Genomic DNA, 26,624 nt, shown 5'->3' with positions numbered 1-26,624 from the left:
GTGACCGGAAACATGCCCGGGTGCTCGGTCCGCGCCGGGCGCCGGTCGGTCAGCCCGCGCGCGCCGGTGTGGCCTCGGCCGTGCGCAGGCCGCCCATGGTGAGTTCGAGGAGCCGGTCGGTCTGACCCGCGTCGCTGGGGGCCTGTTCGATGGCCCAGGCGATGCCGTTGGCGATCTTGAGCAGATCGGAGATGTCGGTGTCCTTGCGCACGGTGCCGGCCTGCTGGGCGCGCAGGAGCAACGCGGCGCCGGCCGAGCGCATCCGGGTGTGGCACGAGGACGCGGTCGTTTCCTGTTCGAGCATGGTGGCCATCAGCGACGCGGCGAGCCCGCGGTAGGTCGTCGCGTAGGCGATCACCGAGCGCAGCCAGGTGGCCAGCGCCTCCTCGGGCACAGGTGCGTCCAGCAGGGCCTGTGCCTCGCTGCACAGCCCCTCGACGCCGTCGTGGAACACCGCTTCGAGCAGTGCGTGTCGGGTCGGGAAGTTGCGGTACAGCGTGCCGGGGCTGACCCCGGCGCGGCGCACGATGTCGTCCAGTGGCGCGTCCGGCCCGTGCTCGGAGAATGCCTCGCCGGCCGCGACGATCAGCCGTTCGTAGTTGCGCCGGGCGTCCGCGCGCATCGCACGTGCCGGGGGCTGCTCAGTCGTCATCGCCGATCCCCTGGTTGCACTGTTGCCGAAATCCTGGAAACGGGGCGTCCAGGATACGTCGGGGGCCGAACGGCCTTTGTACACGGTACCCGGCAGGCCAGGCGTCCGGTGCCGCACCGGGCCTGCCGGGGACCGCCTTTCGGTCGATTGCCGAGTCCCAAAGGCGGGATTAGCGCGAGCAAAGAACGGCTTAAGCCCGCGACCGCACCCTCGAACCGACCGCCGCGTGATACCGGCTCGCCCCGGAGCGCTCGGCGCGGTCGATCGGCTCCCCGCCCGTACCGCCCGCCGTTGCCGGGCCGCCGACAGGAATGGCGATCCATGACCGGAATCGATTCCGCAAAGAAACAGAGCACGCTGCCCTCTCTCACCGGCATGCGGTTCTTCGCCGCACTGATGGTGTTCCTCGCGCACGCCTCGGATCAGCGGTTCTTCCGGGACGCCGGTTTCAGCGCCGACTTCAATGATGTGGTGCGCGGTTCCGGATATGTGGGGGTCGCCTTCTTCTTCGTGCTCAGCGGCTTCGTGTTGACCTGGTCCGCTCGGGCCGGCGACACTGCCCGGGCCTTCTGGCGCCGGCGCGCGGCGAAGGTGTATCCGAACACGGTGGTCGCGGTCGTACTCGCCGCGATCTTGTTGAGCACCACCGATCGGGTGCTCGAGGCGAGGGTCCTGATCCCGAACCTGCTGCTGATCCAGTCCTGGATTCCCGACCTGGAGATTTTCCTCGGGGTGAACCCGCCCACGTGGTCGCTGGCCTGCGAGTTGTTCTTCTATCTCTCGTTCCCGCTGCTGCTGGTGGGCATCAAGCGCATCCCGGGCCGCTACCTGTGGCCGGTGGCGGCGGGCGTGGCGGCGGTGGTGGCGGTGATGCCGCTGGTGGCCGAACTCATCCAGGGCGGCGTGATGTTCCCCCCGCCGGTGTCGGTGTCCTTCCCCAGGTTCTGGTTCGTGTACGCGTTCCCGCCGGTGCGGATGCTGGAGTTCGTGCTGGGCATGCTGATGGCCCGGATCGTGCTGACCGGTCGGTGGATTCCGCTCGGTCGGTTGCCCGCGCTCGCGCTGGCGATCGGCGCGTTCGTGGGGCTCAAGCACGCGTCGACGCTGTTCTCCATCGTCGCGGTGATGGTGGTGCCGATCGCGCTGTTGATCTCCTCGGTGGCCGCCGCCGACGTGCGCGGCGCGCGGTCGTGGCTCGGCAGCCGGTTCGTGGTCCGGCTCGGCGAGATCTCGTTCGCGTTCTACCTGTTGCACCAACTCGTGCTGTCCTACGGGCATCGCTGGTTGGGCCTGCACCGGACCTGGAGCACCCCGGGCGCGTTCGGTGTGCTGGCGGCGCTGCTCGTGGTGGCGCTGGCGTTGAGCGCGGTGCTGCACGCCGTGGTGGAGCAGCCCGCGATGGCACGATTCGCCCGGCCGAGGCGTCGGCCCGCCCCGATCGAGCCGGCCGCCGAGTCCGCTTCCCGAGGCGGACCGGGCGCCGGGTCCGATTCCGCCGGCGGTACGGGTTCCGCGTCCGATCCGCGCGGCGGTCCGGACGCCGGGTCGTCCGAACAGCGTCCGACGCTGCCGGCGGCGAACGCGTCGTCCGCTCGCGGCGAGCCGTCCACCGTGGACTGACGGCCCGTCACCTCAGGCCCCCGGTGCCACCGGCGCGGACGTCCGCGTCGCACCTTTCGCCCTCCTCGTTCGTTCGTCGCCCATCGGGCCACGGACCCACGGGGAGGGCGTCCTGTGTTTCCGTTCGGTTTCCCCAGCGTGTCCGCCCGTTGGACGCTCGGTCACGCCCAGCACGGATTTTCAGACAAGATCTGCACTCGGTGACCGGCCACCGCCTGTTGCGTGACGACTCGTGTGATCACCGGGTCTTTCGCCGTCCGGCCGTCGCGGACCAGGGCGAATCCGGTGTCCGCGAGTACTCGGATCGAAGAGACGTTCGGTTGGCGGGTGACCGAAAACCGCGTGCGGGCCGGATCGAACGGCTAAACGGAGAGAGTGTCGGGTTAGCCTGATCCCGCACTGAACCCTGCGGGCCCGACCGACCCGGGGCCTACAGCCGAGGACGTTGACAGCACTCGAGGGGTCATCGTGATGTGCTTCATTCGACACCGCTCCACCTCAGCGATCCATGTGGGCACCACCTCCGACCGCTGCTGTCCGGGGCGCTGTCCGCGCCCGTAGGGTCACTCGTCTCGCGTCCGAATCAGCCGGAGTCGCCCCATCCGCCCGCCCCGGCGGGGCGTGATCCTCCCCAAGGCATCGGATCGCGACATTCGACGTCGCATTCGTCCGCGCCCGGTTCCGGGTGCGGTCGAACCTGCCGTCCGTCGCCACGTCGGCGAGGTCGGCGAATCCTTCCCGGAGCCATGTGCCCGGGGTGAATTTGGTGTGCGCGGGGGAATGGAGTTGTGCCGTTATGCACGGGGATACGGTCGGATTGGTGGAACGCGGACGCGAGTTGGCGATATTCGGGGAGCTGCTGACCGGCTGCCGGGACCGGCGGGGCCGATTGTTGTTGGTGGAGGGCGCGGCCGGGGCCGGAAAGTCGTCGCTGCTCCTGGGCTTGCGCGAAGAGGCGTCGACGGGCGGATTCCGGATTCTCCAGGCCCGGGGTTCGCGGTTCGAGGAGAGTTTTCCGTTCGGGATCGTGCGTCAATTGTTCGAGCCTTTGCTGGCCTGCGCGCCGCCGGAGCTGCGGGCGGCCATGTGGTCCGGCGCGGCGGAATTGTCGGCTCCGTTGTTCGAATACGCCGGTGGTCTGCTTCCGCTCGGTGACGACGACGCGCGGGGCAGCGCGGCCGAACGGCAGGCATTGTTTCACGGTCTGTATTGGCTGTGCGTGAATGTCGCCGACCGCGAGCCGCTGGTGCTGGTCGTCGACGACGTGCAATGGGCCGACGAGTCGTCCCTGCGTTTCCTGCATTATCTGGCCACCCGGCTGGACGAGTTGCCCGTGGTCGTGGCGGTGGCCACCGAGTCGATGCGCTGGGGGCCGCAGGCGGACGTGGTGCGCGCCATGGTGTCTTCGCCGCTGGCCCGGGTCGTGCGCGCCGAGCCGTTGACCGAGACGGGCGTGCGCGAGTTGGTGATCCGCGTGGTCGGCGCGGATCAGGGCACCGGATTCGCCCGGTTGTGCCACGAGGCCACCGGTGGCAACCCGTTCTTCCTTCGCGAGTTGCTGGGCGAACTCCAGGCGGACGGCGTGGTTCCGGTCGATGGGCCGGGCTCGCCCGCCGTGGTCGTTCCCGAACCGGCCTGCCCCGACGGCGAGGGGGTGCGGGTGTTGTCCCGGGCGGGCGACGGCCGCAGTGTGTCCGTCCCGGTGGGCCCGTGGGCCGGGTCGGCACCCGGCGGCGACACCGTGGCGATGGCCTTCGGGAAGGCCGTCGACCGGAGCGTACGGACCGGCGAGGCGGTCCTGGGCGCCGAGGACCGCGCGCGGGGCGCCCTGGTCGAGGTGGCATCCGGTGCGCGCGCCGACGGGCCGGCCCCCGCCACCGGGCGGGCCGGGTTCACCTCCCGGGCGGGCGGCACGTTCCCGGTGACCTGGCGCAACGAGCCCGCCTCGGCGTTCGAGGGTGTGGGCTCCGGTGTGCCCGGGCCGGCTCCCGGGGGCGGCGCCGAGCGCGGCGACGCCCGGCGCGCGGTGTCCGTCCGTACGGTCTCCGCCGAGGACGGGATCGACGCCCCCACCGAGGACGGTCGTTGCGGGGACGTGGTGGCCCGGGTCTCCCGGCTCGCGCCGGGCAGCGTCTCGCGCAGCGTGGTGCGCCGCCTGCGGCTGTCGCCCGGCCCGGTCGCGGTGTTCGCCGAGGCGATGGCGGTCGTGGGGTTGACCGCGGATCCGGTACTGGTGGGCCAGATCGCCGGGTTGAGCCGGGCCGAGGCCACCGAGGCGGTGGGCGTCCTGGTCGAACTGGGCATGGTGCACGCCGGTTCGCCGTTGCGCTTCGTGCACCCGATCGTGCGCGAGACGTTGTACCGGGATCTACCGCTGCGCCTGCGCCACCGCGCGCATGTGCGGGCCGCGCGGGCGCTGACCGGCGCGGGCACGTTGCGGGGCGAGGCGGCGGGCGAGGCCGCGGACCATCTGATGGAGGTGCCGCCGGCCGCGGATCCCTGGGTCGCGGACGTCCTGGCGGTGGCCGGGCGCGGCGCCCTGGCCCACGGCGACCCCGGGGCGGCGGTGCGCTATCTGCGCCGAGCCCTGCACGAACCGGCGCCGCCCGCGACTGTGCCGGCGTTGTGCGCGACGCTGGGCCGGGCCGAGTTGCGCGCGCGTGGCGGGCACGCCTGCCGCCGACTGGCCCAGGCCCTGGACGCCGCGCCCGATCCCGAGGCCCGGGCCCGGGTCGGTGTGGATCTGGCCTCGGCGCTGGTGGCCGCGTGCCGGCACGACGAGGCGATCACGCTGCTCCAGGGGTTACGCGAGGAACTGGCCGCCGTCCTGCCGACGGACGGCTCCGATCCCGACGGCGAGGGTTTCCTGCGGGTGTGCATGGCGCTGACCGTGGTCGCCCAACTGATGCCCGCCACCCGGCATATCGCCGCCCGCGAGCTGGCCGGCCTGGGCGAGTGGGCCGGCGAGCACCAGTGCGACGACCCGGCCACCAACCCGGTGCCCACCACACGATGGGGGCCCGACTGCGTGTGCGCCGACATCCGCCGGGTGCTCATCGCCGCCGACACCGTGCAGGCGCTGAGCGAGGGCAGGCCCGCCCAGCAGATCGTCGAACGCGTGCAACACGCCCTCACCCAGGGCTGCTTCGCGTACGGGCGGCTGGTCACCGGGCCGGACGGGGAACTGCATCCCATCCTGCTGCTGGCCGGGGCGCTCGCGCACTGCAACCGGCTGACCGAGTCGGACACGCTGCTCACCCGCATCCTCTCCGACGCGCGCGATCAGAACCTGACCCTGGCCGCGGACGCCGCGCGGGCCTCCCGGGCCTGGGTTCGGTGGCAGCGCGGCATGCTCGCGGAGGCCGAGACCGACGCGCGCACGGCCCTGCGGGCGATCCATCCGGACGTCGCCGCCGACGCCCCGCCACCGCCGGGGAGTGTGTTGTGCCTGGCCACCGCGGCGCTGGCGTCGACCCTTGCCGTGCGGGGCGATCTCACCGGCGCGGCCCGGCTGTTGGAGGACGCGCCGGACCTGGACACGCCACAGACCCTGACCCTGCTGCCGCTGCTGGTCGCCCGGGGGCGGGTACGGCTGGCCCAGGGGCACTCGGAGAACGCGCTCGACGACATCCTGCACGCCAGGGCGCTCTTCCATCGCTGGACCGCGCCGACCCCGGTCGCGTTCCTGCCCACCATCGACGCGGTCACCGCGCTGGTCCGGCTCGGCCGCACCGACGAGGCCCGGGCGCTGGCCGAGGCCCAGGTGCCCGCCGGGCGCGCGTTCGGGGCGCCGCGCACCATCGCCGGCGCGTTGCGGGCCACCGCGCAGACCGCGCGCGGTACCGACCGGGTACGGATCCTGGAGGAGGCCCTCCAGCACATCCGCACCACCCCGGCGGTGCCCGACCACACTCTGACCCTGCTCGAACTGGGCATCGCGCATCGACACAACGACCAGCACATGCAGGCCCGTTGCCGCTTGCGCGAGGCGGCCGACCTGGCCGAGAGTTGCGGCGCGACCGCGCTGGTCACCCGCGCCCGGGAGGAGCTCGACGCGATCACCTCGCGCACCCGGGGCCGGCAGCCGCGCCGGACCGGTCAGACCGGTCTGACGCCCCAGGAGCGCCGGGTCGCGGACCTGGCCGCGGCCGGATACCGCAATCAGGAGATCGCCCACACGCTGTTCGTGACGGTCAAGACCGTCGAGTGGCATCTCAGTCAGGTCTACCGCAAGCTCGGCATCAACTCCCGCGCCGAGTTGGGCGACACCCTGGAGACGGACGGCACCGAGAGCGCCTGACCGACCGACGAAACCGGGACCGGCCGCACGAGGGCCGGTCCCGCGTCGTTGCCTCTGCGGCCCGGGCCGGTCGGCGTCCTTGCCCTCGGCGGCCCGAGCCACACCCGCGTTCCGTGCCCCGGCAGCCCGGGCCGACTCCCGCGTCCCTGCCCCGGCCGCCTCGCGTCCGGGGTCCGCCGGACCTCGGCCCCGGGGCGCCGTCGGTGGTCGGACCCGTCCCGCCGGTGGTTTCCCGTACCGGTTTCGCTACCACCCCTGGGCGGATGGCTGGGGGCATGCTGGGGTGCCCGGGGGGCGTGACCGGGGTCCGGGCGAGACACAATCGTGGTGAGGCTCCGTATACGGCCGCCGGCGTCCGAGTCCGGCCGGCGCCGAGGTCTCGACGGGACGTCGCCCGACGGCGCGCGATACCCCGACCATCCGTCATCGCGTCGAGAGCGGTAGGCCCGGGCCGGCCACACCGGCCGGTCCGTCCGCCTCGACCGAAACCCATGGGGGAAGTCATGCGATATTCGATCCTGGGCCCACTGCACGTCATCGACGAGGCGGGCAACGGCGCCCCGATCAGCGCGCCCAAACTGCGCACACTGCTGGCGGCACTGGTCATCCGAGGCAATCAGGTCGTCTCGATAGATCAACTGATAGACGAGATATGGGGCGAGAATCCGCCCCGTCGGGTGACAGCGGCACTGCATGTGTACGTGTCCCAGCTCAGGCGATTGATCGGCAGGCCGGACGACCCCGAAGGCCCGATCGTCACCGGGGCGCCGGGATATCTGCTGCGGATGGCGCCGGAGGACCTCGACCTGTGGACCTTCCAGCGCCATGTGCAACAGGGGCGCGCGCATCTGCGGGTCGGCGCGTACCGCCAGGCGTCCGAGTCGCTGCGGGCCGCCCGGGACCTGTGGCGCGGGCCGGCGCTCGGGGAACCGTACGGCCAGGGGCCGCTGATCCGCGGGTTCATGACCTGGCTGGAGGAAGCCCGTTTGGAATGCACCGAGTTGCTGGTGGAGGCCGACCTGGAATTGGGCCTGCACCGGGAGTTGGTCGGCCCGCTGTACGCGCTGACCACCGAGCACCCGCTGCGTGAGGTGTTCCATCGGCAGTTGATGCTGGCGCTGTACCGGTCGGAGCGGCAGGCGGACGCGCTGCGGGTGTACCAGCAGGCCCGGGAGACGCTCAACGGCGAACTGGGCCTGGAGCCGGGACGGGCGTTGCGGGACCTGCAATTGGCGATCCTGACCGCCGACGAGCAACTCGACACCAGGCTCGCGAGTTGACGTCGGCCCGTCGGCGGCCCGAATGGGTCGCCGACGGACCGCGGCTCACGCGGTCGGCTCCTCCGCGATCGTGATGGCCTTCTCCGGACAGGCCCGGGCGCCGCGCAGGGCGGCGGCCCGTCGAGCCGGGTCGACCTCGAAGTCGCCCATCTCGTTGAAACCCTCGTCGGTGACCTCGTAGACCTCCGAGGCCAGCGCACTGCACATGGAATGCCCCATGCAGGCATCGGAGTTCACCCGGACGCGCATGCCCGCTATCCCCGTGCCCGGCCGAGCACGAGGTCGAGGTTGTGCAACCCCCGGCCGGGCGAGTAGTGATGCAGCGGCACGGTGCCCTCGGCGACGTGGTAGTTCGGCACGCGCTTGTGCCACTCCTCGATCGCGATGCCGATGATCCGGCGCGCGAGGTGCATCCCCAGGCACCGGTGCGGTCCGGTGCCGAAGGCGAGTTGACGGGTGGCGTTGCGGTCGAAGTCCACCTCGTCGGGGTTCTCGAAGGCGTCCGGGTCCAGGCCCGACATGCCCCAGGACAACAACACCCGATCGCCCTTGCGCATGGTCACGCCGTGCCGCTCGACGTCGCGGGTGACCAGGCGCCCGGTCGAGGAGACCGGTTCGTGTCGGATGAGTTCCTCCACCACGGCGGGGATCCGGTCGGGATTCGCGTTGATCAGGTCCTGGACCTCGGGGTGGCGGGCCAGGTACAGGAAGATCAGACCGAGCTGCGCGGTGGTGCTGTCCAGGCTGGCGAGCATGGTCACGAACGCGGCGTTGATCATCTCGTCGCGGGTGAGTTCACGGCCGTCGAAGCGCCCCTCGACGAGTTGGCTGATCACGTCCCGGCGGCCCTGGGTTCCCTCGGCGCGGCGCTGGTCGATCGCCTCGCCGAAGAAGTCCCACAGCGGCTTGTTCGCCACCCGCAGGTCCTCGTCGGTACGGGCGTTGGGGATGCCCTCGCGCCGCAGCCAGGTCTTGTGGTCGAGCAGCGTGCGCAGGTGCTCCCGGCCGATCCCGAAGCTGATCAGGAAGGTCTCGGCGGGCAGTTGGATGCCGAAGTCGGTGAGGAACTCGCAGCGCCCGGCGGCCACGATCGGCTCGATCGCGTCCACGGCGGCCTCCCGGATCCGGGGCGCGAAGTGGTTGACCACCCCGGGGTTGAACAGACTCGCCAGCGTCAGGCGCCACTTGCGGTGCTCCTCGCCGTCCAGCTGGATCGGGATCTGCTTGGTCGGGAAGATCTGCCGGTGCGGAATGACCAGTTCGGCGTTGGAGAACAACTCGGGGCTGCGCGCCGCCCATTCGATGTCCTCGTAGCGGGTGAGGATCCAAAAGCCGCCCGCCTCCTCGGAGCGCACGATCGGCGCGCTCGCGCGCATCTGCTTCCAATACGGGATCGGGTCCTGCTGGAGCCAGGGCTGGTACAGGCTCCACTGCCGCGAGCGCTCGTCGACGGTGGCCGGCGCCTCGGGCACGGATGCCGGGGTCTGGGTCGGGGTCGGGGTCTGGGTCCGGGTGGTATCGGTCATGCTCCTGCTCCTTCATGTCCTGGATCGGCCCGAAGGACGACGCCGGTGGGTGGATCCACACGTGCGGTGGCCCGTCGTCGATCGCTCGCCGGGTGGGCGCGCCGCCGCGGTCCGGGTCAGGCGGATGGGGCCGCCGGCGCGGCGGACGCCGCCTCGTCGGGTTCGCCGAACCACGTGGTCAAGGCCGCGCCCAGACCCTTGGCCCGGGCTCCGGTCGCGTCGTCGGCCCACGCGACGAACCCGTCCGGGCGGACCAGGACGAGCGTCGCGTCCAGGGCCGGCTCGGCGGAGCCCGCGGTGACGATGTCGACGCGGTCGGCCCACGCGATCGCCTCGGCCGGGTCGGCCCCGCCGCCCGCGCCGCCGGTCAGGTCCACGAGCAGGCCGCGTCCGGTGCTCAGGAGTTCGAGCAGCTTCGTGTCGCCGGCGCCGGTGTTCAGCGTGACCCCCGGGACCCGCCGGCCGACCAGCGCGTGCGTTTCGGCACCCGGATCGGCGTCGGCCGGCGCCGGGTAGCCGACCGCCGTGGTCATCTCCAGCAGGTGCCGGTTGACGCTCTCGATCGCGGTGAGTTCGGCGACCATGTCGCGCAGCGGGGTGATCTCGGCCAGCGGGTGCATCAGCGCCATCTGGGCCCGCGAGTGCAGCGCGACCCGCTCACCGACCGGGCGACGCTCGCTCTCGTAGCTGTCGAGCAGGCCGGGCGAGGCGTGCCCGGCCAGCGTCGCGGCCAGCTTCCAGCCCAGGTTGAGCGCGTCGTGCAGGCCGGTGTTGACGCCTTGCGTGCCGGAGATGAACAGCACGTGCGCGGCGTCGCCGGCCAGGAACACCCGCCCGTCCCGGTAGCGTTCGGCCAGCCGGGTGGGGCCGCCGTAGCGGGCGAGGTAGTGCGTGCGGGCCACCCGGGGCGCCTTGCCCAGCACCCGCCGTACGCTGTCGAGCAGTTCCTCGGTGCTCACCGGGACATCGGCGGCCGGCGGCGTGGCGCCGAACTCGATCGTCATCAGCCGCAACCGGCCCGGCTGGAGCGGCAGCGCGCCGAACACCCCGGCCGGGTACAGGCCGCCGTCGAAGGTGTCGTGCTCGCTCTCCTCGAGCTCCACGTCGCCGAGCACCCCGGCGTACTCCTTGCCGGACGCGACGAACCCGATGCCGGCCAACCGCCGTACGGTGCTGTCCGCGCCGTCCGCGCCGACCAGGTAGGCGGCGCGCAAGGTCTCCTCGGTGCCGTCCTCGGCGCGCGTGTGGACCGTGACGCCGTCCGCGTCCTGCGTGTAGTCGCTCACCCGCACGCCTCGGCGCAGTTCCACGCCCAGTTCGCCGGCCCGCGCGCGCAGCAGCCGCTCCAGGCGCCACTGCGGGTAGGCGTAGGTGTATTCGGTCGGGCCGACCGAGGTCAGGTCGAGCCAGTGGAAGGCGAACGGGGTGCGCGGCCAGGCGAACATCTCGTGTTCCCCGATGCGGTCCGCGAGTCCGCGCTGTTCCAGGATCTCCAGGGTGCGGCCGTGCACGGCCATGCCCGGGGAGAACTCGGGATCGTCGGTGCGCGGCTCCACCACCACGGGTTCGGCGCCGGCCAGGGCGAGTTCGCACGCGAGCAGGAGGCCGGTGGGGCCTCCCCCGGCGATCACGACGGTGCGGCTCATGCTCTTCTCCTCCGCGCTGGGCGTTGGGGGTCGGCCCAGAGCTTGAGCGCAGCGGCTAAGGCTGGGCTTAAGGGCGCCGGGCGGCCGGGCTCGCGGGGGCGTGCCGAAGCGCCCTTCACCCGGGCTCGGAAGCGCCGCCCCGGCGCCCCGGCGGGCAATGCGGTGAGCCGCCGGCACCGGCCGCGTGAGCGGTCGTAAGAGTCGCTTTAGAACCGGCTGTGACAGTGGGCGCGAACGACCGGGGGCACCCGCCGGCGAGGCAGTGGGAGGGCCTGCCGCGGGCGTGGTCCCGCCCGGCGGTTGCGGTCTCACGGTGCCGAGGAGAAGCAGTCCATGACAGCACGGATCATCGCCGCCGACCGGGTGCTGCCCGGCGCGGGGGCCCCGGAGGTGCCCGACGGGGCGGTCCTGGTGGCGGACGGACTGGTCCGGGACGTGGGCCCGCGTGCCGAGGTCCTCGCCCGGGCGCCGGTCGGCACACCGGTGGCCGATCATCCGGGCGCGAGCGTCCTGCCGGGGTTGATCGACAGCCACGTCCATCTCGTGTTCGACGCGAGCGCGGATCCGGTGGCCGCGTTGGCCGGGGTCGACGACCTGGACCTGTTTCCGGCGATGGCGAGCCGGGCTCGGCAGTTGCTGGACAGCGGCGTGACCACGGTGCGCGATCTCGGCGATCGGGGCGGCCTGGCCCGGCGGTTGCGGGACGCGATCGCCGCCGGGTTGCTGCCGGGGCCGCGGGTGCTCGCCGCGAACACGCCGCTGACCGTGCCCGGCGGGCACTGTTGGTTCCTCGGTGGCGAGGTGGCCGACCACGACGAGTTGCTCGCGGCGACCCGCGCGCACATCGCCTCCGGCGCGGACGTGCTCAAGGTGATGGCCACCGGCGGGAACCTGACCCCCGGCGGCCCCCAGGCGTGGCAGCGCCAGTTCGGCGCGGACGCGATCGCGCTGGTCGTGCGCGAGGCGCACGCCGCTGGGCTGCGGGTGGCCGCGCACGCGCACGGCGCGGTCGGCGTCGAGGCCGCGCTGGCGGCGGGCGCGGACACCTTGGAGCACTGCACGTTCATCCCGGAGGCGGGCCCGGCGGCGGGCCCGGACGTACGGCTCGATCTGGTCCGCGAGATCGCCGACCGCGGGGTGTTCGTGTGTCCCACCTTCAGTCGCGCGTTCGATCTGACCCGGGAGCGGATCGGCCACGAGGCCATGGGCCCGTGGCTGGACGTGGCCCGGGTGTTGCACGAGAACGGCGTGCGCCTGATGGCCGGTACCGACGCCGGCATCGCGGGGGCGAGCTTCGACGCCTACGTGACCGGCCTGGAGTGGTTGGCACGATCCGGCCTGGCCAACACCGACGTGTTGGAGATGGCCACCACGAACGCGGCGGACGGGCTCGGGCTGGGTGATCGCACCGGGCGGCTGGCCCCGGGCTTCGCCGCCGACCTCGTGGTCGTCTCCGGCGATCCGCGCGCCGATCTCGCGGCGCTGCGCGCGGTCCGGCTGGTGCTGGCCGACGGCCGCGCGCATCTGCCGCCGGCCGAGGTCGAGGCCCGGCTTCGCGCCCACCGCTGAGCGCCGGGCGGACCCGCGCGGGACCGCCCGCTCGCCCCCGAGGCGCCCGGGGCCGTACCCGCCTGTCGGCGGACCCCCTCGTCACACATCGCACATCGCACGTCGGACATCGGACATCGCCGAGGAGTCGAGATGGAACGCAACGAGCACAGCGATCGCACGGTAGTCGTCGCGGGGGCCGGGCCCAGCGGCCTGATGTTGGCCTGTGAGCTGGCGCTGGCCGGCGTGCGCACGATCGTGCTGGAGCGGTTGGTGGAGCCGCCGGGGTGGTCCCGGGCGCTCGGGCTACAGTACGGCTCGATCCGGGCGTTGGAGCAACGCGACCTGGCCGCACCGGTGTTCGAGTACGCGCCGATCAAGCACTTCGGTTTCGGGATGTTGCGGTTCACCGGGCTGGAGGAACACCTGGTGCCGCGCCGGGTGCCGCAGCGCCGGATCGAGCAGCATCTGGAGGAGCGTGCGGTGGAGTTGGGGGTGGACGTGCGCCGGGGGCACGAGGTCGCCGACTTCACCCAGGACGAGTCCGGGGTCACCGTCACGGTGCGTACGGCGGACGGCGAGTACCGGGTGGCCGGCGCGTACCTGGCCGGGGCCGACGGCGGCGCCAGTGTGGTGCGCAAGCGGGCGGGCATCGACTTTCCCGGCACGCCGTCGGTGGCCGACGGCATCACCGGCGACCTGCGGATCCCGGTGGAGCGGCAGATCCGGATCGACCCGTCACTGCATCCGAACGGGATGTTCGCGCTGATCCCGTTGGAGGGCGAACTGGTCCGGGTCACCGTCGCGGAGTTCGGCGCGCCCCGGACCGGGCGCGAGGTCCCGGTCACCGAGGAGGAGTTGCACCGGCAGATCCGACACGTCGTGGGACGGGAGTTCGACCTGGGCACACCACAACTGTTGTCCCGGTTCGGCTCGTCCGCGCGGCAGGCCGAGCGCTATCGGCAGGGGCGGGTGATCCTGCTGGGCGACGCCGCCCACGTGCACTTCCCGATCGGCGGCCAAGGCTTGAACACCGGCTTGCAGGATGCGGTGAACCTGGGCTGGAAGCTGGCCGCGACGATCCAGGGATGGGCTCCGGAAGGGTTGTTGGACACCTACGCCGTCGAACGGCACCCGGTGGCCGCACGGGTGTTGATGAACACGCGGGCCCAGTTGTCGCTGATGTTCCCGCTCTCCGAGGCCGAGCCGCTGCGCGAGGTGCTGGGCGAGTTGCTCGCGCACGAGGAGGTCAGCCGGCATCTGGTGCACATGATTGCGGGAGTGGACATCCGCTACCCGGTCGCGGAGCGGTCCGGGATCGGCGCGGACGGAGGCGCCGCCGCCGAGGTGGGCGGGCACGCCCTGCTGGGCGAGCGCTTCCCGGACGCGACGCTGCTCACCGAGGCGGGCGAGACGAGCGTGGACCGGGTGCTGCGTACCGGCCGTGCGGTGCTCCTGGATCTGTCGGCGGGCGACGCCGAGCCGTTCGACATCACCGGCTGGAAGGACCGCGTGGACGTGGTGCAGGCCGCCCCGGTCCCGGAATCGGCCGCCTCGGCCGTGCTGCTGCGGCCCGACGGGTACGCCGCCTGGATCCGCCCGGAAGGCGTGAGCGGGGACGGTGGCCTGCGACGCGCCCTGACCGGCTGGCTCGGCGCGCCCGCGTAACCACCGCCTGATCGCCCGGTCGGCGCGCCCGCGTAGCGATCCGCTCGTTCACCCGGTCGGACGCACGGTGTTCTCGGCCCGAATTGCCTTGCCGGACACGTGTGTTGCCGATGCGATTGAAAAGTCGAGAGTTCCTCCGTATCGTAAGTCGAGAGATCCTCCGGTTTGCTTTCGGCCCGGAAGGGGTGCCGTCGCGTGCCTCGCCCCGGCCGGCCACACCCGACCGGCACAACGGTCATCGCTGCGGGCGCGCGAGCCCGCGCACGCTCACCGTTCCCCCTTCTTGGCCCCTTGTGGAGGCACCATGTCGACCCCGCCGGCAGTTGGCACACCGGCCGATCCGGTCTCGGCCGTCGAACGACGCGAGCGCCGCCCCGGCCTCGCGCTGGCCGTGATCCTGGCCTGCCAGCTGATGGTCATTCTGGACGCGACCATCGTCAACATCGCGCTGCCGGACATGCAGGAGGCCCTGGACTTCTCACCCACCGGCCTGACCTGGATCATCAACTCGTACACGCTCGCCTTCGGCGGCCTGCTCCTGCTCGGCGGGCGTGCCGGCGACATCCTCGGGCGCCGCAAGGTCTTCATCGCCGGCATCGCGCTGTTCACGCTCGCGTCGCTGGTCGGCGGCTTCGCCAACTCCGAGGCGATGTTGCTGACCGCCCGGGCCTTCCAGGGCGTGGGCGCCGCGTTCGCCGCGCCCAGCACCCTCGCGCTGTTGAACACCAACTTCGAGGGTCCCGCCCGAGCCAAGGCGCTCGCCGTCTATTCGGCGGTGTCCGGCGCGGGCATGGCCTTCGGCCTGGTCTTCGGCGGCCTGCTCACCGACGCCACCTCCTGGCGCGCGGTGTTGTTCATCAACGTGCCCATCGGCATCGGCATCCTCGCCCTGGCACCGCTGTACATCCGCCAGCCCGAGCGCCACCCCGGCCGCTTCGACATCCTGGGCGCGGTCACCTCGACCGCGGGCATGGTCGCCCTGGTCTACGGCTGCATCCGGGCCGCATCCGACGGTTGGAGCGACGGTCTGACCATCGGCGCGCTCGTCCTGGCCGGGGTGTTGCTCACCGCGTTCATCGCGATCGAGTCCAAGGCCGCGCAGCCGATCACCCCGCTGCGCCTGCTCGCGCACCGCAACCGGGCCGGCGCGTACCTGAACATGCTGCTGCTGCCGGCCACCATGTTCGCGATCTTCTTCTTCCTCACCCAGTTCCTGCAGACCGTGATGGGCTACAGCCCGCTCAAGGCGGGCTGCGCGTTCCTGCCGATGGCGCTGTGCCAGTTCGCCTTCGCCCGGGCAACGCCCAAGCTGCTGCCCAAGTTCGGCCCCAAGCCGATCCTGGTCTTCGGCGGCGTCCTGGTCGCGCTGGGCATCCTGTGGCTGACGCAGATCGACGACTCCAGCAGCTATGCCGGCGGCGTGGTCGGACCGATGCTGCTGTTCGGCATCGGCTCGGGACTGAGCTTCATGCCACTGAACATGATCATCCTGTCCGAGGTCCCGCCCAAGGACGCGGGCGCCGCCTCCGGCCTGCTCCAGGCCCTCCAGCAGGTCGGCGCGAGCCTGGGTCTGGCCATCCTGGCCACCATCTCCGGCACCGCGAGCAAGAACGCCGCCAAGCACCCGCCGGCCGGCCTCGATCCCGAACAGACCGCACACCACGTGCTCACCGAAGGCATCTCCACCGCGGCCATCGGCGCGTCGGTCTTCGCCGTCGGCGCACTCGTCGTGTCGATCTTCGTGATCCGCCCCAAACCCCCCGCCCCCAAGCCCGCCGCCTGACCGCGTCCCGTGCCGCGTCCGGCGCCGACCGGCCCTTCGGAAGGAACTTCCCGCATGACGGACACAAGCAGTCGACTTCCCCTGTCGGTGCTGGACTTCGCACCCGTGGCCAGCGGTGCCTCGGCCGCCCAGGCTCTGCGCGACACCGTTCGGATCGCGCAGAGCGTGGACCGACTCGGGTACCTGCGCTACTGGATGGCCGAACACCACAACGCGCCCAACATCGCGAGTTGCTCGCCGCCGTTGATGATCGGTCGGATCGCCGCCGCCACCTCGCGGTTGCGGGTGGGTTCGGGCGGGGTGATGTTGCCCAACCACGCTCCGCTGGTGGTCGCCGAGCAGTTCGGCACCCTGGAGGCGCTGCACCCCGACCGGATCGACCTGGGCATCGGCCGGGCCTCGGGCACCGATCCGATCACCGCCCGGGCGCTGCGCCGCAGTTCCGACCCCGGTGACGACTTCCCGCAGCGCTTCGCCGAACTCCTGGACTACTTCGAGTCGCCCGCACACGGCGGCCCGATCTCCCCGGTCAGCGCGATCCCGGCGGAGGGCAACCGGCCGCCGATCTGGATGCTCGGCTCGAGCCCCTCCAGTGCCCGGATGGCCGGCATGCTCGGCCTGCCGTTCGCGTTCGCGCACCACTTCAGCGCGGAGAACACCATTCCGGCGTTGGCCACCTACCGGGAGAACTTCCGTCCGTCGGCCGACCTGGACCACCCCTACGCCATCGTCGCGGCCATCGTGATCGTCGCCGAGACGCAGGAGCGGGCGGAGTGGCTGGCCGGACCGATGGGGCTGTCGTCGCTGCTCCAGCGCACCAGCGGAATCACCGGGCCCTACCCCAGCCCGGAGTATGCCGAGGCCTTCGAATACAGCCGGGAGGAACGGGAGTTCGTCCGCCAGCGGATAGCGGCGCACCTGGTCGGCGGACGGCACGACATCGCGGCCAAGATCGACGCGTTCGTCGACCGCACCGGCGCCGACGAGCTCATGGCGCTGACCCTGGTGCACGGCGTCGACGACCGCATCCGCTCGTTCGAGATCCTCGCCGAGGCGACCGGCCTGGTGCCCTCGGCGCACTCGGCCGACTCGCTGACCCGCTGACGCGCCGACCCGCAGACCGCCGATTCGCCGGTCGCCGATTCGCCGGTCGTGCCGACGAATCGGCCCGCGAACCCGGTTGCCTCGCCGGTGGCGGGGCAGCTATACCACCAGACCGCTCGACGGCCCGACCCCGGCCGTCGGGCGCACCGTGCCCGCCCGCCTTCATCCCCGTGAGCGGGCGGGCACCAGCCCCGGTCCGGCGCGCGTGCGGGTCTCAGGCCGCCGGGCCGGGGGCCATCTGCTTGTCGAACCAGCCCGACAACCGGGCGCAGTGGTCGATCAAGGCCGAGAAGGCGCGCACCCCGTGGCCCTCCCGGGGACACATCACGAGCGTCGACTCCGCGCCCGCCTCCACCAGCGCGCGAAGGAACTCCCGGGCCTGCCCGGCGGGCGTGCAGCGGTCCAGCGCGCCCGCCGTCACCAGGGTGGGCGTGCGCACGTCCGCGCCCGGATGGCTCAGTGACGTGATCGTGCGCACCGATTGCCCTGTCACGACCGCCGGTTCCGGACAGCGGTCGTAGCCGTGCCGCACTCCGGCGAGCCCGTGCGCGGAGAAGGAGAGTTCGGGATGGCGGCCACCGAAGGTCTCGGTGCCGCGCCGGAGTTCGGCGACCTTGCCAAAAGTGCGGTCGTACTCGCCGACCACCGTGTCCGGCCCGGCTATGCCGGCCCACCCGAGACGGTCCTCGTCGAGCCGGCCGGTCGAGGTGACGTCCACGCCGTTCGTGTCGATCCGCGCCGCCTCCGTCGCGGTCCCGGTGCCGTCCACCACGAGCAGCACAAAGTCCCCGGCAACCACCTTGCGATCGGAGCAGAACGCCTCCACCACGGCCACCGCGCGGCCCTACGGCGACCCGGACGGCACCCCGAACTGCCGGTCACCGGTCCGCAATACGGTCCGCCTCCCGTCGGCCCGGGCGATCCACCGCAGGTCGGCGGTGTACCGAGCCTCCTCGCCCGCCCGTGGGCTCGTCACGCAGACCAGCGCGTCGGGGCCCGCCCGGCACGCCTCCCACACGTTCGTCCCGGCCCCGCTCACCTGCGGAACGCAATCGGAAAGCGATGAGGAGCGCGGATCGGAAGGCGATCAGGAGTGCGCTGCGAAGGCGATGCGGAAGGCGGATCGGCGTGCCGGTTACCGGGGGCGCGGCGGCATCAGCCGAACACCGTCCCGGAGTTGGCTGTGTTGATGCTGCGCCGGCGGGAGAACGCGCCCAGGTCGATCGGCTCGCCGGTGTGTACGCCGACGAACCGCACCGGTTTCGTGTCGTGATCGATCCCGCTCTCCACCCCCTCGATCAGGGCTGCCATCAACTGCCCCACCAGCGGCGCGTTCTTGAACTGGTTGCCGCTGGTGCCCATCGCCACATAGAAGCCGTCCATGGCGGTGCGGTCGTAGATCGGCGTCCAGTCGTCGGCGACGTCGTACACCCCGGCGATGCCGCGCGGCCGGTTGGGCACGGTCAGCCCGGTCAGGCGCCGGGCCGCGCGGGTCACCTGCGCCTCGAAGACGTCCGGCGTCGGGTTCGGGTTGGCGGCGTCGGGGTCGTCGAGCCACTGGAGCGGGTCGCACTCCGGCTCGGTCCCGCCCACGAGCAGTCCGCCGTCGACCTCGCCGCGCAGGTACACGCCCAGATCCAGATCCGCCACGGTGACCCCGGCCGCCCCGTCCGGGTTGTAGCCGGCGGGCGCCCGCAGGTATCCGACCTCCTGCCGCATCGGCCGCACACCGATGGTGAAGTCGGCTCCCACCCCGGCCAGTTCGTTGACCCGACCGGACCACGGCCCGGCCGCGTTGACCACGGTCGGGCAGGCCACCACCGTGCCGTCGTCCAAGGTCACGCCGACCACCCGGCCGCCGGTCGACCGCACCGCGACGACGGTCCGCCGGAACCGGAACTCGGCGCCGAAGCGCGTCGCCGCCGCGGCCAGGTTCTGCGCGGCCAGTTGCGGATCGCTGATGTAGCCCGCGTCGGGCGTGAAGACCGCACCGAGCGTGCCGGTCGGCTCCGCCCAGAAGTCCTCGTCGTCCAGGCGCTTGGGCGGCCCGTACCGCCCGGTGTCCAGACCCGGGATCCTGGTCGCCAGGGTGTCGGCGTCCCACTCCTCGTAGGGGACCCCGACCGCGTCGAACAGCGGCAGGTAGGCACCGCGCGGCGCGGCGTCCACGTCGAGCAGGGCCAGGCCGCTGCGTTCGAAGCGGACCGGGTCGTCGACGTCGCAACCCAGGTGCTCGCGCCAGGCGCGCCAGCAGAACTGCGCCTCCCACGACGCGGCCACCCCGGCGTGCGTGGAGAAGTTGAACCGGATGACGGCGCTGGAGGCGCTGGTGGAGCCCAGGCCGACCCCGCCGGCCTTGTCCACCACGAGCACCCGCCGTCCGGCTCTGGCCAGTTCGAGCGCGATCGACGCGCCGATCACCCCTGCTCCGACCACCACGACGTCCGTGTTCATCCGGGTTTCCTCCCTGCCGATGCGGCGGCACACGGACGGGTGCCCGGTGGGTCGTCCCGGTCCGTGTCACCAGTCCAGTCTGACCGTCGCCCAGCGCTCGCGGGCCTGGATCCTGCTGGTGCCGCCGGCCGCCGCGGCGGCGGAGCTGCCGGGACGTGCTCGGTGCGCGGATCACCGCCAGGTTCCGGGGCCTGACCCACGGCGCCGGGCAGGTGGTGGTCGGGGTCGGCGCGCCGGTGGATCGCCTCGACCTGGTGCCGGACTCGTACCGGCAGGCGCGCCATGCGCGCGACGCTGCTGGTGCCCGGCTTGGGCGACATCGCCCGTAGTGGTGCGCCGGGCCCTACGACCTGCTTCTGCGGCTGCCCGCGGCGGAGCTGGGCGCGGCGGCTCGGGTGCCGGCCCTGGTCGTGCTGGAGCGGGCGGACGGTCACGGAGTGCTGCTGCCGACGCCGGCCGCGTTCCTCGACCACGCCGGCGACGTGCGGCGCACCGCCGCGTTGTTGTGCGTGCACCTGGCGACGTTGTACCGACGGCTGCGTCGGATCGAGGCGCCCACCGGCTGCCGGCTGGACCACGGCGACGACCGGCTGACCTGCACCTGGGCCTCAAACTCCGCGCTTTGGCCGGTCCGGACCGACCCGACACCGTGTGACCCCGTGGCTGCCGGGACGGGCGGGGGGCGGGACGCGAAGGGTTCCGCCGCAAGATATCTTGATGTCGAGCAATGTTGCGGACATGGAGCGGAGCATCCTGTGACTGACCCGACCATCATCTATACGCACACCGACGAGGCCCCGGCCCTGGCGACGTATTCGTTCCTGCCCGTGGTCCAGGCGTACGCGGCGACGGCCGGGGTCAAGGTGGAGACCCGTGACATCTCCCTGGCCGGGCGGATCATCGCCCAGTTCCCCGACCACCTGAAGGCGGACCAGCGGCTCGAGGACGCGCTCGCCGAGCTCGGTGACCTGGCCAAGACGCCCGAGGCCAACATCATCAAGCTGCCGAACGTCTCGGCCTCGATCCCGCAGCTCAAGGCGGCCATCGCCGAGCTTCGCGAGCAGGGCTACGCGCTTCCGGACTACCCGGACGACCCGAAGACCGACGAGGAGAAGGACGTCCGGGCGCGCTACGGCAAGACCCTGGGCAGCGCGGTCAACCCGGTCCTTCGCGAGGGCAACTCGGACCGCCGCGCCCCCACGTCGGTCAAGAACTACGTCCGGGCGCACCCGCACCGCATGGGCGTGTGGACGGCCGACTCGAAGACCAACGTCGCGCACATGGGCGCCGACGACTTCCGCTCCACCGAGAAGTCCGCCGTGATCGCCGAGCCGGGCTCGCTGCGCATCGAGCTGGTGGCCGAGGACGGCACCACCACCGTGCTGCGCGAGTCGGTACCGGTGCTCGCGGGCGAGGTCGTGGACGCCTCGGTGATGCGCGCGGCGGCGCTGCGCGAGTTCCTCGCCGCGCAGGTGGCCCGGGCCAAGGCCGAGGGTGTGCTGCTGTCGGTGCACCTGAAGGCCACCATGATGAAGGTCTCCGACCCGATCATCTTCGGCCACGCGGTACGTGCCTACTTCCCGCAGACCTTCGCCGAGCACGGCGACGCGCTCGCGGCGGCCGGTCTGAGCCCCAACGACGGTCTCGGCGCGATCCTCAAGGGTCTCGAGTCGCTTCCGGACGGCGCGAGGATCAAGGCGTCCTTCGACGCCGAACTGGCCTCCGGTCCGGCGCTGGCGATGGTCGACTCCGACCGGGGCATCACCAACCTGCACGTGCCCAGCGACGTGATCGTGGACGCCTCGATGCCGGCCATGATCCGTACCTCCGGTCACATGTGGGGCGCGGACGGCAAGGAGGCCGACACCCTGGCCGTGCTGCCGGACAGCAGCTACGCCGGCGTGTACCAGGTCGTCATCGACGACTGCCGCAAGAACGGCGCCTACGACCCGGCCACGATGGGCTCGGTGCCCAACGTCGGTCTGATGGCGCAGAAGGCCGAGGAGTACGGCAGCCACGACAAGACGTTCGAGATCCCCACCGCGGGCACCGTGCGGGTCGTCGACGGCGCGGGCACCGCGATCCTGGAGCAGGTCGTCGGCGCCGGTGACATCTTCCGGATGTGCCAGACCAAGGACGCGCCGATCAAGGACTGGGTCAAGCTGGCCGTCACCCGCGCCCGCGCGACCGGCAGCCCGGCGGTGTTCTGGCTCGACGAGGGCCGCGCGCACGACGCGAACCTGATCGCGAAGGTCCGCGCGTACCTGCCCGAGCACGACACCGAGGGCCTGACCATCGAGATCATGTCGCCGGTCGAGGCGACCGCCTTCTCGCTGGAGCGCATCCGTCGCGGCGAGGACACCATCTCGGTGACCGGCAACGTGCTGCGCGACTACCTCACCGACCTGTTCCCGATCCTGGAGCTGGGCACGAGCGCGAAGATGCTCTCGGTCGTCCCGCTGATGGACGGCGGCGGCCTGTTCGAGACCGGTGCCGGCGGCTCGGCGCCCAAGCACGTGCAGCAGTTGGTCAAGGAGAACTACCTGCGCTGGGACAGCCTGGGCGAGTTCCTCGCGCTCGCGGTCAGCTTCGAGCACCTCGCGCAGTCCGTGGGCAACGCCCGTGCCCAGGTGCTGGCCGACACGCTCGACCGCGCCACCGGCACCTTCCTGGACAACGACAAGTCGCCCAGCCGTCGGCTCGGTGGCATCGACAACCGGGGCAGCCACTTCTTCCTGGCGCTGTACTGGGCCCAGGAGTTGGCCGCGCAGACCGAGGACGCGGCGCTCGCCGAGGCATTCGCGGGCCTGGCCCGGACGCTGACCGAGCAGCAGGAGACGATCGTCGCCGAACTGATCGCGGTACAGGGCTCGCCCGCCGACATCGGCGGCTACTACCGTCCCGATCCGGCCAAGGCCTCGGCCGTGATGCGCCCGTCAGCCACCTTCAACGAGGCCATCGCCTCGCTGGGCTGACCCGTTCGGGGCGGGCCGACCTCGTCGAGGTCGGCCCGATCCCCGCGAACCCCGGGCCGACACCTTCGAACCGCCCCGACCGGCACTGCGCCCGGCCGGGGCGGTTCGGCGTTTCCCGTGCCGGGAGTGGCCGGCCCGGTGCTCAGTCGACGGTCACCGGGTGGCGCACGACCGCGTCGAAGAAGTAGCCCTGGGTGTTGAACGTCGAACGATCGGGCTGGACCCGCCCCGAGGTGTCGCTCGCCCGGGCGAGCAGTTCCGTCGGGCCGGTGGTGGTGGGACGCCAGTCCACACTCCAGCGCACCCAGCCGTCCCGACGCGGCTGGTCCCGCAGCCGCGCGCGGCGCCAGGTCGCGCCGCCGTCCGTGCTGACGTCCACCCGGCGTACGCCGCCCGTGCCGGACCAGGAGCGGCCCTCCAGGCGGTGCGTGACGCGCGACGCGAAGCGGGCACCGGTGGGCAGTTCGAAGGCGCTCTTGAGGGTCTGTCGGGTCAGCGGCGCGCTGCCGCCCTCGGGGTGGGCGGGCCCGAACAGCCGGTAGAAGTCGGTGTTCCACGGCGAGTAGAGCGGCTGAGCGGAGACCTCGATGTCGCCGACCCACTTGATCGAGGAGATGCCCACCCACGACGGCACGACCACCCGCACCGGCGCGCCGTGATCGGCGGTCAGCGGCTCGCCGTTCATCTCGTACGCGAGCAGCACGTCGTCGAGCGCCTTGGCCAGCGGCAACGGCCGGCGGACCCGGCCGAGGTTGACGCCGCCGGTGACGTACTCCTCGTCCAGCCCCCGCGGCAGCACATCCACCGCCTCGCGGCGCAGACCCGCGCGGCGCAGCACGTCCGACAGCCGCGCGCCGCGCCACCGGGCCATGCCGATCGCGCCGAGCGTCCAGGCGGTGCCGGCCACCGACTCGCCCTGTTGCGAGGTGTAGAAGCTGCGGCCGTTGCCGGCGCACTCGATGGTGGCCGAATGGGTGTGTGCCGGCAGTCGGCGCAGGTCGGCCAGGTCGAGTTCGATCGCGTGGGCCTGGTCCACGGATCCGCGCAACCCGCTCCCCCACAGCCGCAACCGCCAGTCCCGCGCGGACAGTTGCGGGGTCGAGGTGTGATTGCGCACGAAGAACCGGTCGACGGGGGTGTGATAGCCGCTCCCGCGCAACGCGTGGAAGTTGGTCTCCGCGTTGGTGCCCCGGATGGTGAACAGTTCGGGCGGCAGCGGCTTGACGATCCCCGGGGCCGCGACGGCACCCGGGGCGGTGGGCGGCGCGGCCGGCGCGGGTGGGCGGCTCGGGTCGGTGGGGGCGGTGGAGGCGGTCGGGTCGGCCGCGTACGCGGTACCCGCGGGCAGCGCGGTGAGGACGCCCGCCGCGCCGAGCAACTTGAGCAGGTCGCGTCTGGGCACCCCGTCGGCGCGGGCGGAGCCGCCGATCCACTGCCGCAACCGGTGTCGGTCGTACGAGACTTCGCTGATCGGTGTCATCGAGGCTTCCTCTGCTGAAGGGACGTCGGGAGGCGCGCGCGGGCATACGGGCGCGGCGGTGCGTCGATTGCGCGGAGAAGGTCGGATCAACAACAGCGACGGCGCGGCACGGCGACGCGCGACGGCGCGTTCTCGCCGGTGCGGCGGTGGCTGAGGATCACAGCGCGATGCTAGAGGACCCGACCGCGAGCCGTCGATGGCGCGCAGACAGCCGATCGGTCCCGGGCTCGTCCCTCGGGTTCGGTCGGGCACCGCGCAGCGTCGCGGCCGTGCCGGCGGGGGTGGAGCCGGAGTGACCCGTGCGCGGCGACCGAGGCGGGCGGCTGAGCGCACCGTCGACTCCCGGGAGTGCCCGGGTATCGGCCGCCGAGGCGATGGGCGCGGCGGCCGGGCGGCTGGGCCTCAGCGGCCGGCCAGCGGCCAGGCGTCCACGTCGCGGTAGTGGATCGGGCCCGGGCCCCGGCCGAAGTTGCTGCCGACCAGGTGCAGTCGGCGCGCGGACCAGCGGCGGCCGACGAAGTCCTCCAGTTCGCGGGCGGCGACTCCGATGCCGTCGGGGTTGTCCCGGCGGGCCCGGGCCAGGGTCAGGTGCGCGCGCAGCGGCCGGTCCGCGGGCACGACGCCGCCCGCCCGGACCACGCCGCGAACCGCGTCGGCCAGGGTGTGCAGCGCCGCCAGGTCCCCGCGCACGTCGCTCCACAGGACCCGCTCGTCGAACTGCCCGGCGCCGCGCAGTTCCAGGTCGACCGGCCGGGTCGAGGCGGCGACCTCGGCCAGCGGTGCGCGCAGGGCCTCGACCACGTCCGGGGCCACCTCGCCGAGGAAGACGAGGGTGATGTGCCAGTCCTCGATCCGGTTCCAGCGCAGCCGCGGATGCGCGGCGTGCACCGGCCGCAGCGCCCGGGCCAGTTCGTCCTTGGCATCGTCCGGCGGGGCGAGCGCCACGAACAGTCGTACGGTCCTGGGCGGCGTCGGGGCGTCGTCGATCACAGGTGATTTCGTACCGCATCACCGCCGACCACCGCGCGCCGGCCCACCGACGCGGCCGAAAACTGCGCCGCTACGCGCCCGCACCCGCGGCGTTCCGCGGCCCGACGCACCGCGTCCGATGCCGCTCCACGGTCCCGCCGCCCCGCCGCCCTGTCGCCCCGCCGCCCTGTCGCCCCGCCGCCCTGTCGCCCGGGTCGCGCGCTTCCCCGTACATCCGACGAACCCACCGTCGATCACGCGCGCCCCGGACGCGCCGGCGCTCGCACCTCTCCGGCCCGCCACCCCCGTTCACCCGGCGGGCCGGCCCGGCGAACGGGTTCGACACTGCGGGCCCGGAGCGGCCGGCGGGAAGGTGCTCCGCGTGTCCCGGACGGCGACCGCGTGTCCCGGCTGGTCACGGCGCCGACCGGAACACGTTTCGAACGGAACGGGACAGGGGTCCGGACCGAACGCCGATCCGAGGATCGTCGCGGACCGGCTGCCGGCCGCTCCCCGGAATCGATCGATTCGGGTCCGGATTATCGCTTTTCTGGGACTCCCCGCCCCGTCGAACTGCCGGCACGATGGGTGCCGCGTCAGCTACGGCGAGTGTGTGTCGGTCCGAGGAAACGGGAGAAGCGTGACACGGCGTGACGACAGCGCTCCACAACCGGACAGCGCGACCACGGCGGCGGAGTACGTGGCCGCGTTACGTGCCCTGCGCGAGTGGTCGGCGCTGACGTACCGTCAACTGGCGGCCAAGGCCGAGGCGTCCGGGCATGTACTGCCCGCCAGCACGGTGGCCGCGGCGCTCGGTCGCAGCACGTTGCCCAGGGCCGACCTGGTCGAGGCGCTGGTGTTCGCCTGCGGGCTGGACGCCGACGCCGCCGCGCGCTGGCTCGCGGTCCGGGAGAATCTCGCGGCGGGACGCGTCCCCGAACGCCGGGTGGCCGAACCGCCCGGGCCGGCCGCCGAGTCGGCGGGCGAACCGCCGCCGGAACCGTGGTGGCGTCACCGCAGTGCGGTGCCGGTCCTGATCGGCGTGATCCTCGTACTGATCGCGATCGGCACGATCCTCACCATCCGCCACTACTCCGACGACAAGGATGTTTCCCGCCTCGCCGACGGGCACTACCTGGTCAAGCCCGGCCAGATCGCCGACGAGTCGCTGTGCCTGGGTGAGGGGCTCGAGCGCAACGGGCGCACCGACCGGCCGTTGGCCGTGCAACGCCCGTGTGCGGGTCTGGTCCCGGACACCTACCTCAAGGCGCTGGCCCCGGACGTCTACCAGATCGAGTGGCACCACCCGGTGGAGGGCATCGGCTGCCTGCGCGTGGACGACGCGTTGCTGGCCCCCGGCGCGCTGCTCAGCCCCGGCGTATGCACGGGTGCCGCCAACGAGCGCTTTCTGATCGAACCGGCCGACCCGCTCCTACCCGGGCTCTTTCGACTCCGCCCGGTGCACAGCGGCCTGTGCGTGGGGATCCTCGGCGGCCCCGCCGAGATCTCACCCGGGGCCGAGGCCGCACAGGCCGGCTGCTCGGGCACGGCCGACCAGCGCTTCCGGTTGGAACTCGTACCGGACCGAAAGAAGCCCTGAGCCCCAGGGGGCGGGCCAC

18 protein-coding genes and 1 pseudogene are annotated in these 26,624 nt (G+C 72.5%); 11 read left to right on the top strand and 8 right to left on the bottom strand.

Annotated elements, in window-relative coordinates; all coding sequences use genetic code 11:
- Positions 1-49 precede the first annotated feature (49 nt).
- A complete protein-coding gene (locus tag ACIRL2_RS48025) occupies positions 50-652 on the bottom strand; it encodes a TetR/AcrR family transcriptional regulator (RefSeq protein ID WP_395873818.1) in 603 nt (200 codons plus the stop codon).
- A 321-nt stretch (positions 653-973) separates the two neighbouring features.
- Between ACIRL2_RS48025 and ACIRL2_RS48020 the strand changes: the two genes are divergently transcribed.
- The 3 genes from ACIRL2_RS48020 (at position 974) to ACIRL2_RS48010 (ending at position 7,852) form a co-directional block, all read left to right on the top strand.
- On the top strand, positions 974-2,272 hold the full coding sequence (locus ACIRL2_RS48020; protein ID WP_395873819.1) for an acyltransferase family protein: 1,299 nt from the start codon (positions 974-976) through the stop codon (positions 2,270-2,272).
- A gap of 820 nt (positions 2,273-3,092) precedes the next feature.
- Complete coding sequence (locus ACIRL2_RS48015; RefSeq protein ID WP_402241575.1) at positions 3,093-6,572, top strand: AAA family ATPase; 3,480 nt, start codon at positions 3,093-3,095, stop codon at positions 6,570-6,572.
- A 503-nt stretch (positions 6,573-7,075) separates the two neighbouring features.
- On the top strand, positions 7,076-7,852 hold the full coding sequence (locus tag ACIRL2_RS48010; protein WP_395873821.1) for a BTAD domain-containing putative transcriptional regulator: 777 nt from the start codon (positions 7,076-7,078) through the stop codon (positions 7,850-7,852).
- A gap of 45 nt (positions 7,853-7,897) precedes the next feature.
- Here the strand turns inward: ACIRL2_RS48010 and ACIRL2_RS48005 are convergent, their stop codons facing one another.
- The 3 genes from ACIRL2_RS48005 to ACIRL2_RS47995 all read right to left on the bottom strand — a co-directional run bounded on the left by ACIRL2_RS48005 (position 7,898) and on the right by ACIRL2_RS47995 (position 11,024).
- Positions 7,898-8,101 (bottom strand): ferredoxin, encoded by a 204-nt coding sequence (locus tag ACIRL2_RS48005; protein ID WP_395873822.1) that lies wholly within the window; start codon positions 8,099-8,101, stop codon positions 7,898-7,900.
- A gap of 5 nt (positions 8,102-8,106) precedes the next feature.
- Positions 8,107-9,378: a cytochrome P450 gene (locus ACIRL2_RS48000; RefSeq protein ID WP_402241572.1), complete on the bottom strand. Its 1,272-nt coding sequence runs from the start codon at positions 9,376-9,378 to the stop codon at positions 8,107-8,109.
- Positions 9,379-9,494: 116 nt separating this feature from the next.
- Complete coding sequence (locus ACIRL2_RS47995) at positions 9,495-11,024, bottom strand: FAD-dependent monooxygenase (protein ID WP_395873824.1); 1,530 nt, start codon at positions 11,022-11,024, stop codon at positions 9,495-9,497.
- A 333-nt stretch (positions 11,025-11,357) separates the two neighbouring features.
- Here ACIRL2_RS47995 and ACIRL2_RS47990 point away from each other — a divergent pair, with 333 nt between their 5' ends.
- The 4 genes from ACIRL2_RS47990 to ACIRL2_RS47975 all read left to right on the top strand — a co-directional run bounded on the left by ACIRL2_RS47990 (position 11,358) and on the right by ACIRL2_RS47975 (position 17,127).
- Entirely contained in the window at positions 11,358-12,593 is a 1,236-nt protein-coding gene (locus ACIRL2_RS47990; RefSeq protein WP_395873825.1) for an amidohydrolase family protein, read from the top strand.
- Positions 12,594-12,725: 132 nt separating this feature from the next.
- Positions 12,726-14,240, top strand: coding sequence for an FAD-dependent monooxygenase (locus ACIRL2_RS47985; RefSeq protein ID WP_402241569.1), 1,515 nt, complete (start codon positions 12,726-12,728; stop codon positions 14,238-14,240).
- A gap of 304 nt (positions 14,241-14,544) precedes the next feature.
- Positions 14,545-16,023, top strand: a complete 1,479-nt coding sequence (locus ACIRL2_RS47980) for an MFS transporter (RefSeq protein ID WP_395873828.1) — start codon at positions 14,545-14,547, stop codon at positions 16,021-16,023.
- Between the two features lie 54 nt (positions 16,024-16,077).
- Positions 16,078-17,127, top strand: coding sequence for an LLM class flavin-dependent oxidoreductase (locus ACIRL2_RS47975; protein ID WP_395873829.1), 1,050 nt, complete (start codon positions 16,078-16,080; stop codon positions 17,125-17,127).
- 214 nt (positions 17,128-17,341) lie between these two features.
- On the opposite strand, the gene ACIRL2_RS47970 is transcribed toward ACIRL2_RS47975, so the two are convergent.
- Together ACIRL2_RS47970 and ACIRL2_RS47965 are read right to left on the bottom strand one after the other, a co-directional pair.
- Positions 17,342-17,962 carry a prolyl oligopeptidase family serine peptidase gene (locus ACIRL2_RS47970; protein ID WP_402241565.1) on the bottom strand — a complete coding sequence of 207 codons (621 nt, stop codon included), beginning with the start codon at positions 17,960-17,962 and terminating at the stop codon, positions 17,342-17,344.
- Positions 17,963-18,282: 320 nt separating this feature from the next.
- Positions 18,283-19,581: an NAD(P)/FAD-dependent oxidoreductase gene (locus ACIRL2_RS47965; RefSeq protein WP_402241562.1), complete on the bottom strand. Its 1,299-nt coding sequence runs from the start codon at positions 19,579-19,581 to the stop codon at positions 18,283-18,285.
- Between the two features lie 155 nt (positions 19,582-19,736).
- Here ACIRL2_RS47965 and ACIRL2_RS47960 point away from each other — a divergent pair, with 155 nt between their 5' ends.
- From ACIRL2_RS47960 to ACIRL2_RS47950, 3 genes and pseudogenes are all read left to right on the top strand, one after another.
- A complete protein-coding gene (locus ACIRL2_RS47960; RefSeq protein WP_402241559.1) occupies positions 19,737-19,910 on the top strand; it encodes a hypothetical protein in 174 nt (57 codons plus the stop codon).
- Positions 19,911-19,976: 66 nt separating this feature from the next.
- A pseudogene (locus ACIRL2_RS47955) lies at positions 19,977-20,177 on the top strand (helix-turn-helix domain-containing protein); the annotation flags it as partial.
- Positions 20,178-20,336: 159 nt separating this feature from the next.
- Positions 20,337-22,556, top strand: coding sequence for an NADP-dependent isocitrate dehydrogenase (locus ACIRL2_RS47950; protein WP_402241583.1), 2,220 nt, complete (start codon positions 20,337-20,339; stop codon positions 22,554-22,556).
- A gap of 142 nt (positions 22,557-22,698) precedes the next feature.
- On the opposite strand, the gene ACIRL2_RS47945 is transcribed toward ACIRL2_RS47950, so the two are convergent.
- Both ACIRL2_RS47945 and thpR read right to left on the bottom strand, forming a co-directional pair.
- Complete coding sequence (locus tag ACIRL2_RS47945) at positions 22,699-24,036, bottom strand: sulfite oxidase (RefSeq protein ID WP_395873833.1); 1,338 nt, start codon at positions 24,034-24,036, stop codon at positions 22,699-22,701.
- Positions 24,037-24,438: 402 nt separating this feature from the next.
- Positions 24,439-25,026, bottom strand: coding sequence for an RNA 2',3'-cyclic phosphodiesterase (gene thpR / locus ACIRL2_RS47940; RefSeq protein WP_395873834.1), 588 nt, complete (start codon positions 25,024-25,026; stop codon positions 24,439-24,441).
- Positions 25,027-25,645: 619 nt separating this feature from the next.
- Here thpR and ACIRL2_RS47935 point away from each other — a divergent pair.
- Positions 25,646-26,605: a hypothetical protein gene (locus ACIRL2_RS47935; RefSeq protein WP_402241556.1), complete on the top strand. Its 960-nt coding sequence runs from the start codon at positions 25,646-25,648 to the stop codon at positions 26,603-26,605.
- Positions 26,606-26,624 lie beyond the last annotated feature (19 nt).

Source organism: Embleya sp. NPDC127516 (assembly GCF_044765325.1).
In the GTDB taxonomy this organism is placed as follows: Bacteria; Actinomycetota; Actinomycetes; order Streptomycetales; family Streptomycetaceae; genus Embleya.
This window is presented reverse-complemented; position numbering and strand designations above follow the sequence as displayed.

What these genes read in the sequence shown, in the direction of transcription:
- ACIRL2_RS47995 (WP_395873824.1), bottom strand. Translation starts at nt 11,024, where the DNA reads ATGAGCCGCACCGTCGTGATCGCCGGGGGAGGCCCCACCGGCCTCCTG.
- ACIRL2_RS47965 (WP_402241562.1), bottom strand. Translation starts at nt 19,581, where the DNA reads ATGAACACGGACGTCGTGGTGGTCGGAGCAGGGGTGATCGGCGCGTCG.
- ACIRL2_RS47975 (WP_395873829.1), top strand. Translation starts at nt 16,078, where the DNA reads ATGACGGACACAAGCAGTCGACTTCCCCTGTCGGTGCTGGACTTCGCA.
- ACIRL2_RS48000 (WP_402241572.1), bottom strand. Translation starts at nt 9,378, where the DNA reads ATGACCGATACCACCCGGACCCAGACCCCGACCCCGACCCAGACCCCG.
- ACIRL2_RS47945 (WP_395873833.1), bottom strand. Translation starts at nt 24,036, where the DNA reads ATGACACCGATCAGCGAAGTCTCGTACGACCGACACCGGTTGCGGCAG.
- ACIRL2_RS48010 (WP_395873821.1), top strand. Translation starts at nt 7,076, where the DNA reads ATGCGATATTCGATCCTGGGCCCACTGCACGTCATCGACGAGGCGGGC.
- ACIRL2_RS47980 (WP_395873828.1), top strand. Translation starts at nt 14,545, where the DNA reads ATGTCGACCCCGCCGGCAGTTGGCACACCGGCCGATCCGGTCTCGGCC.
- ACIRL2_RS48020 (WP_395873819.1), top strand. Translation starts at nt 974, where the DNA reads ATGACCGGAATCGATTCCGCAAAGAAACAGAGCACGCTGCCCTCTCTC.
- ACIRL2_RS47985 (WP_402241569.1), top strand. Translation starts at nt 12,726, where the DNA reads ATGGAACGCAACGAGCACAGCGATCGCACGGTAGTCGTCGCGGGGGCC.
- ACIRL2_RS47990 (WP_395873825.1), top strand. Translation starts at nt 11,358, where the DNA reads ATGACAGCACGGATCATCGCCGCCGACCGGGTGCTGCCCGGCGCGGGG.
- ACIRL2_RS48025 (WP_395873818.1), bottom strand. Translation starts at nt 652, where the DNA reads ATGACGACTGAGCAGCCCCCGGCACGTGCGATGCGCGCGGACGCCCGG.
- ACIRL2_RS48005 (WP_395873822.1), bottom strand. Translation starts at nt 8,101, where the DNA reads ATGCGCGTCCGGGTGAACTCCGATGCCTGCATGGGGCATTCCATGTGC.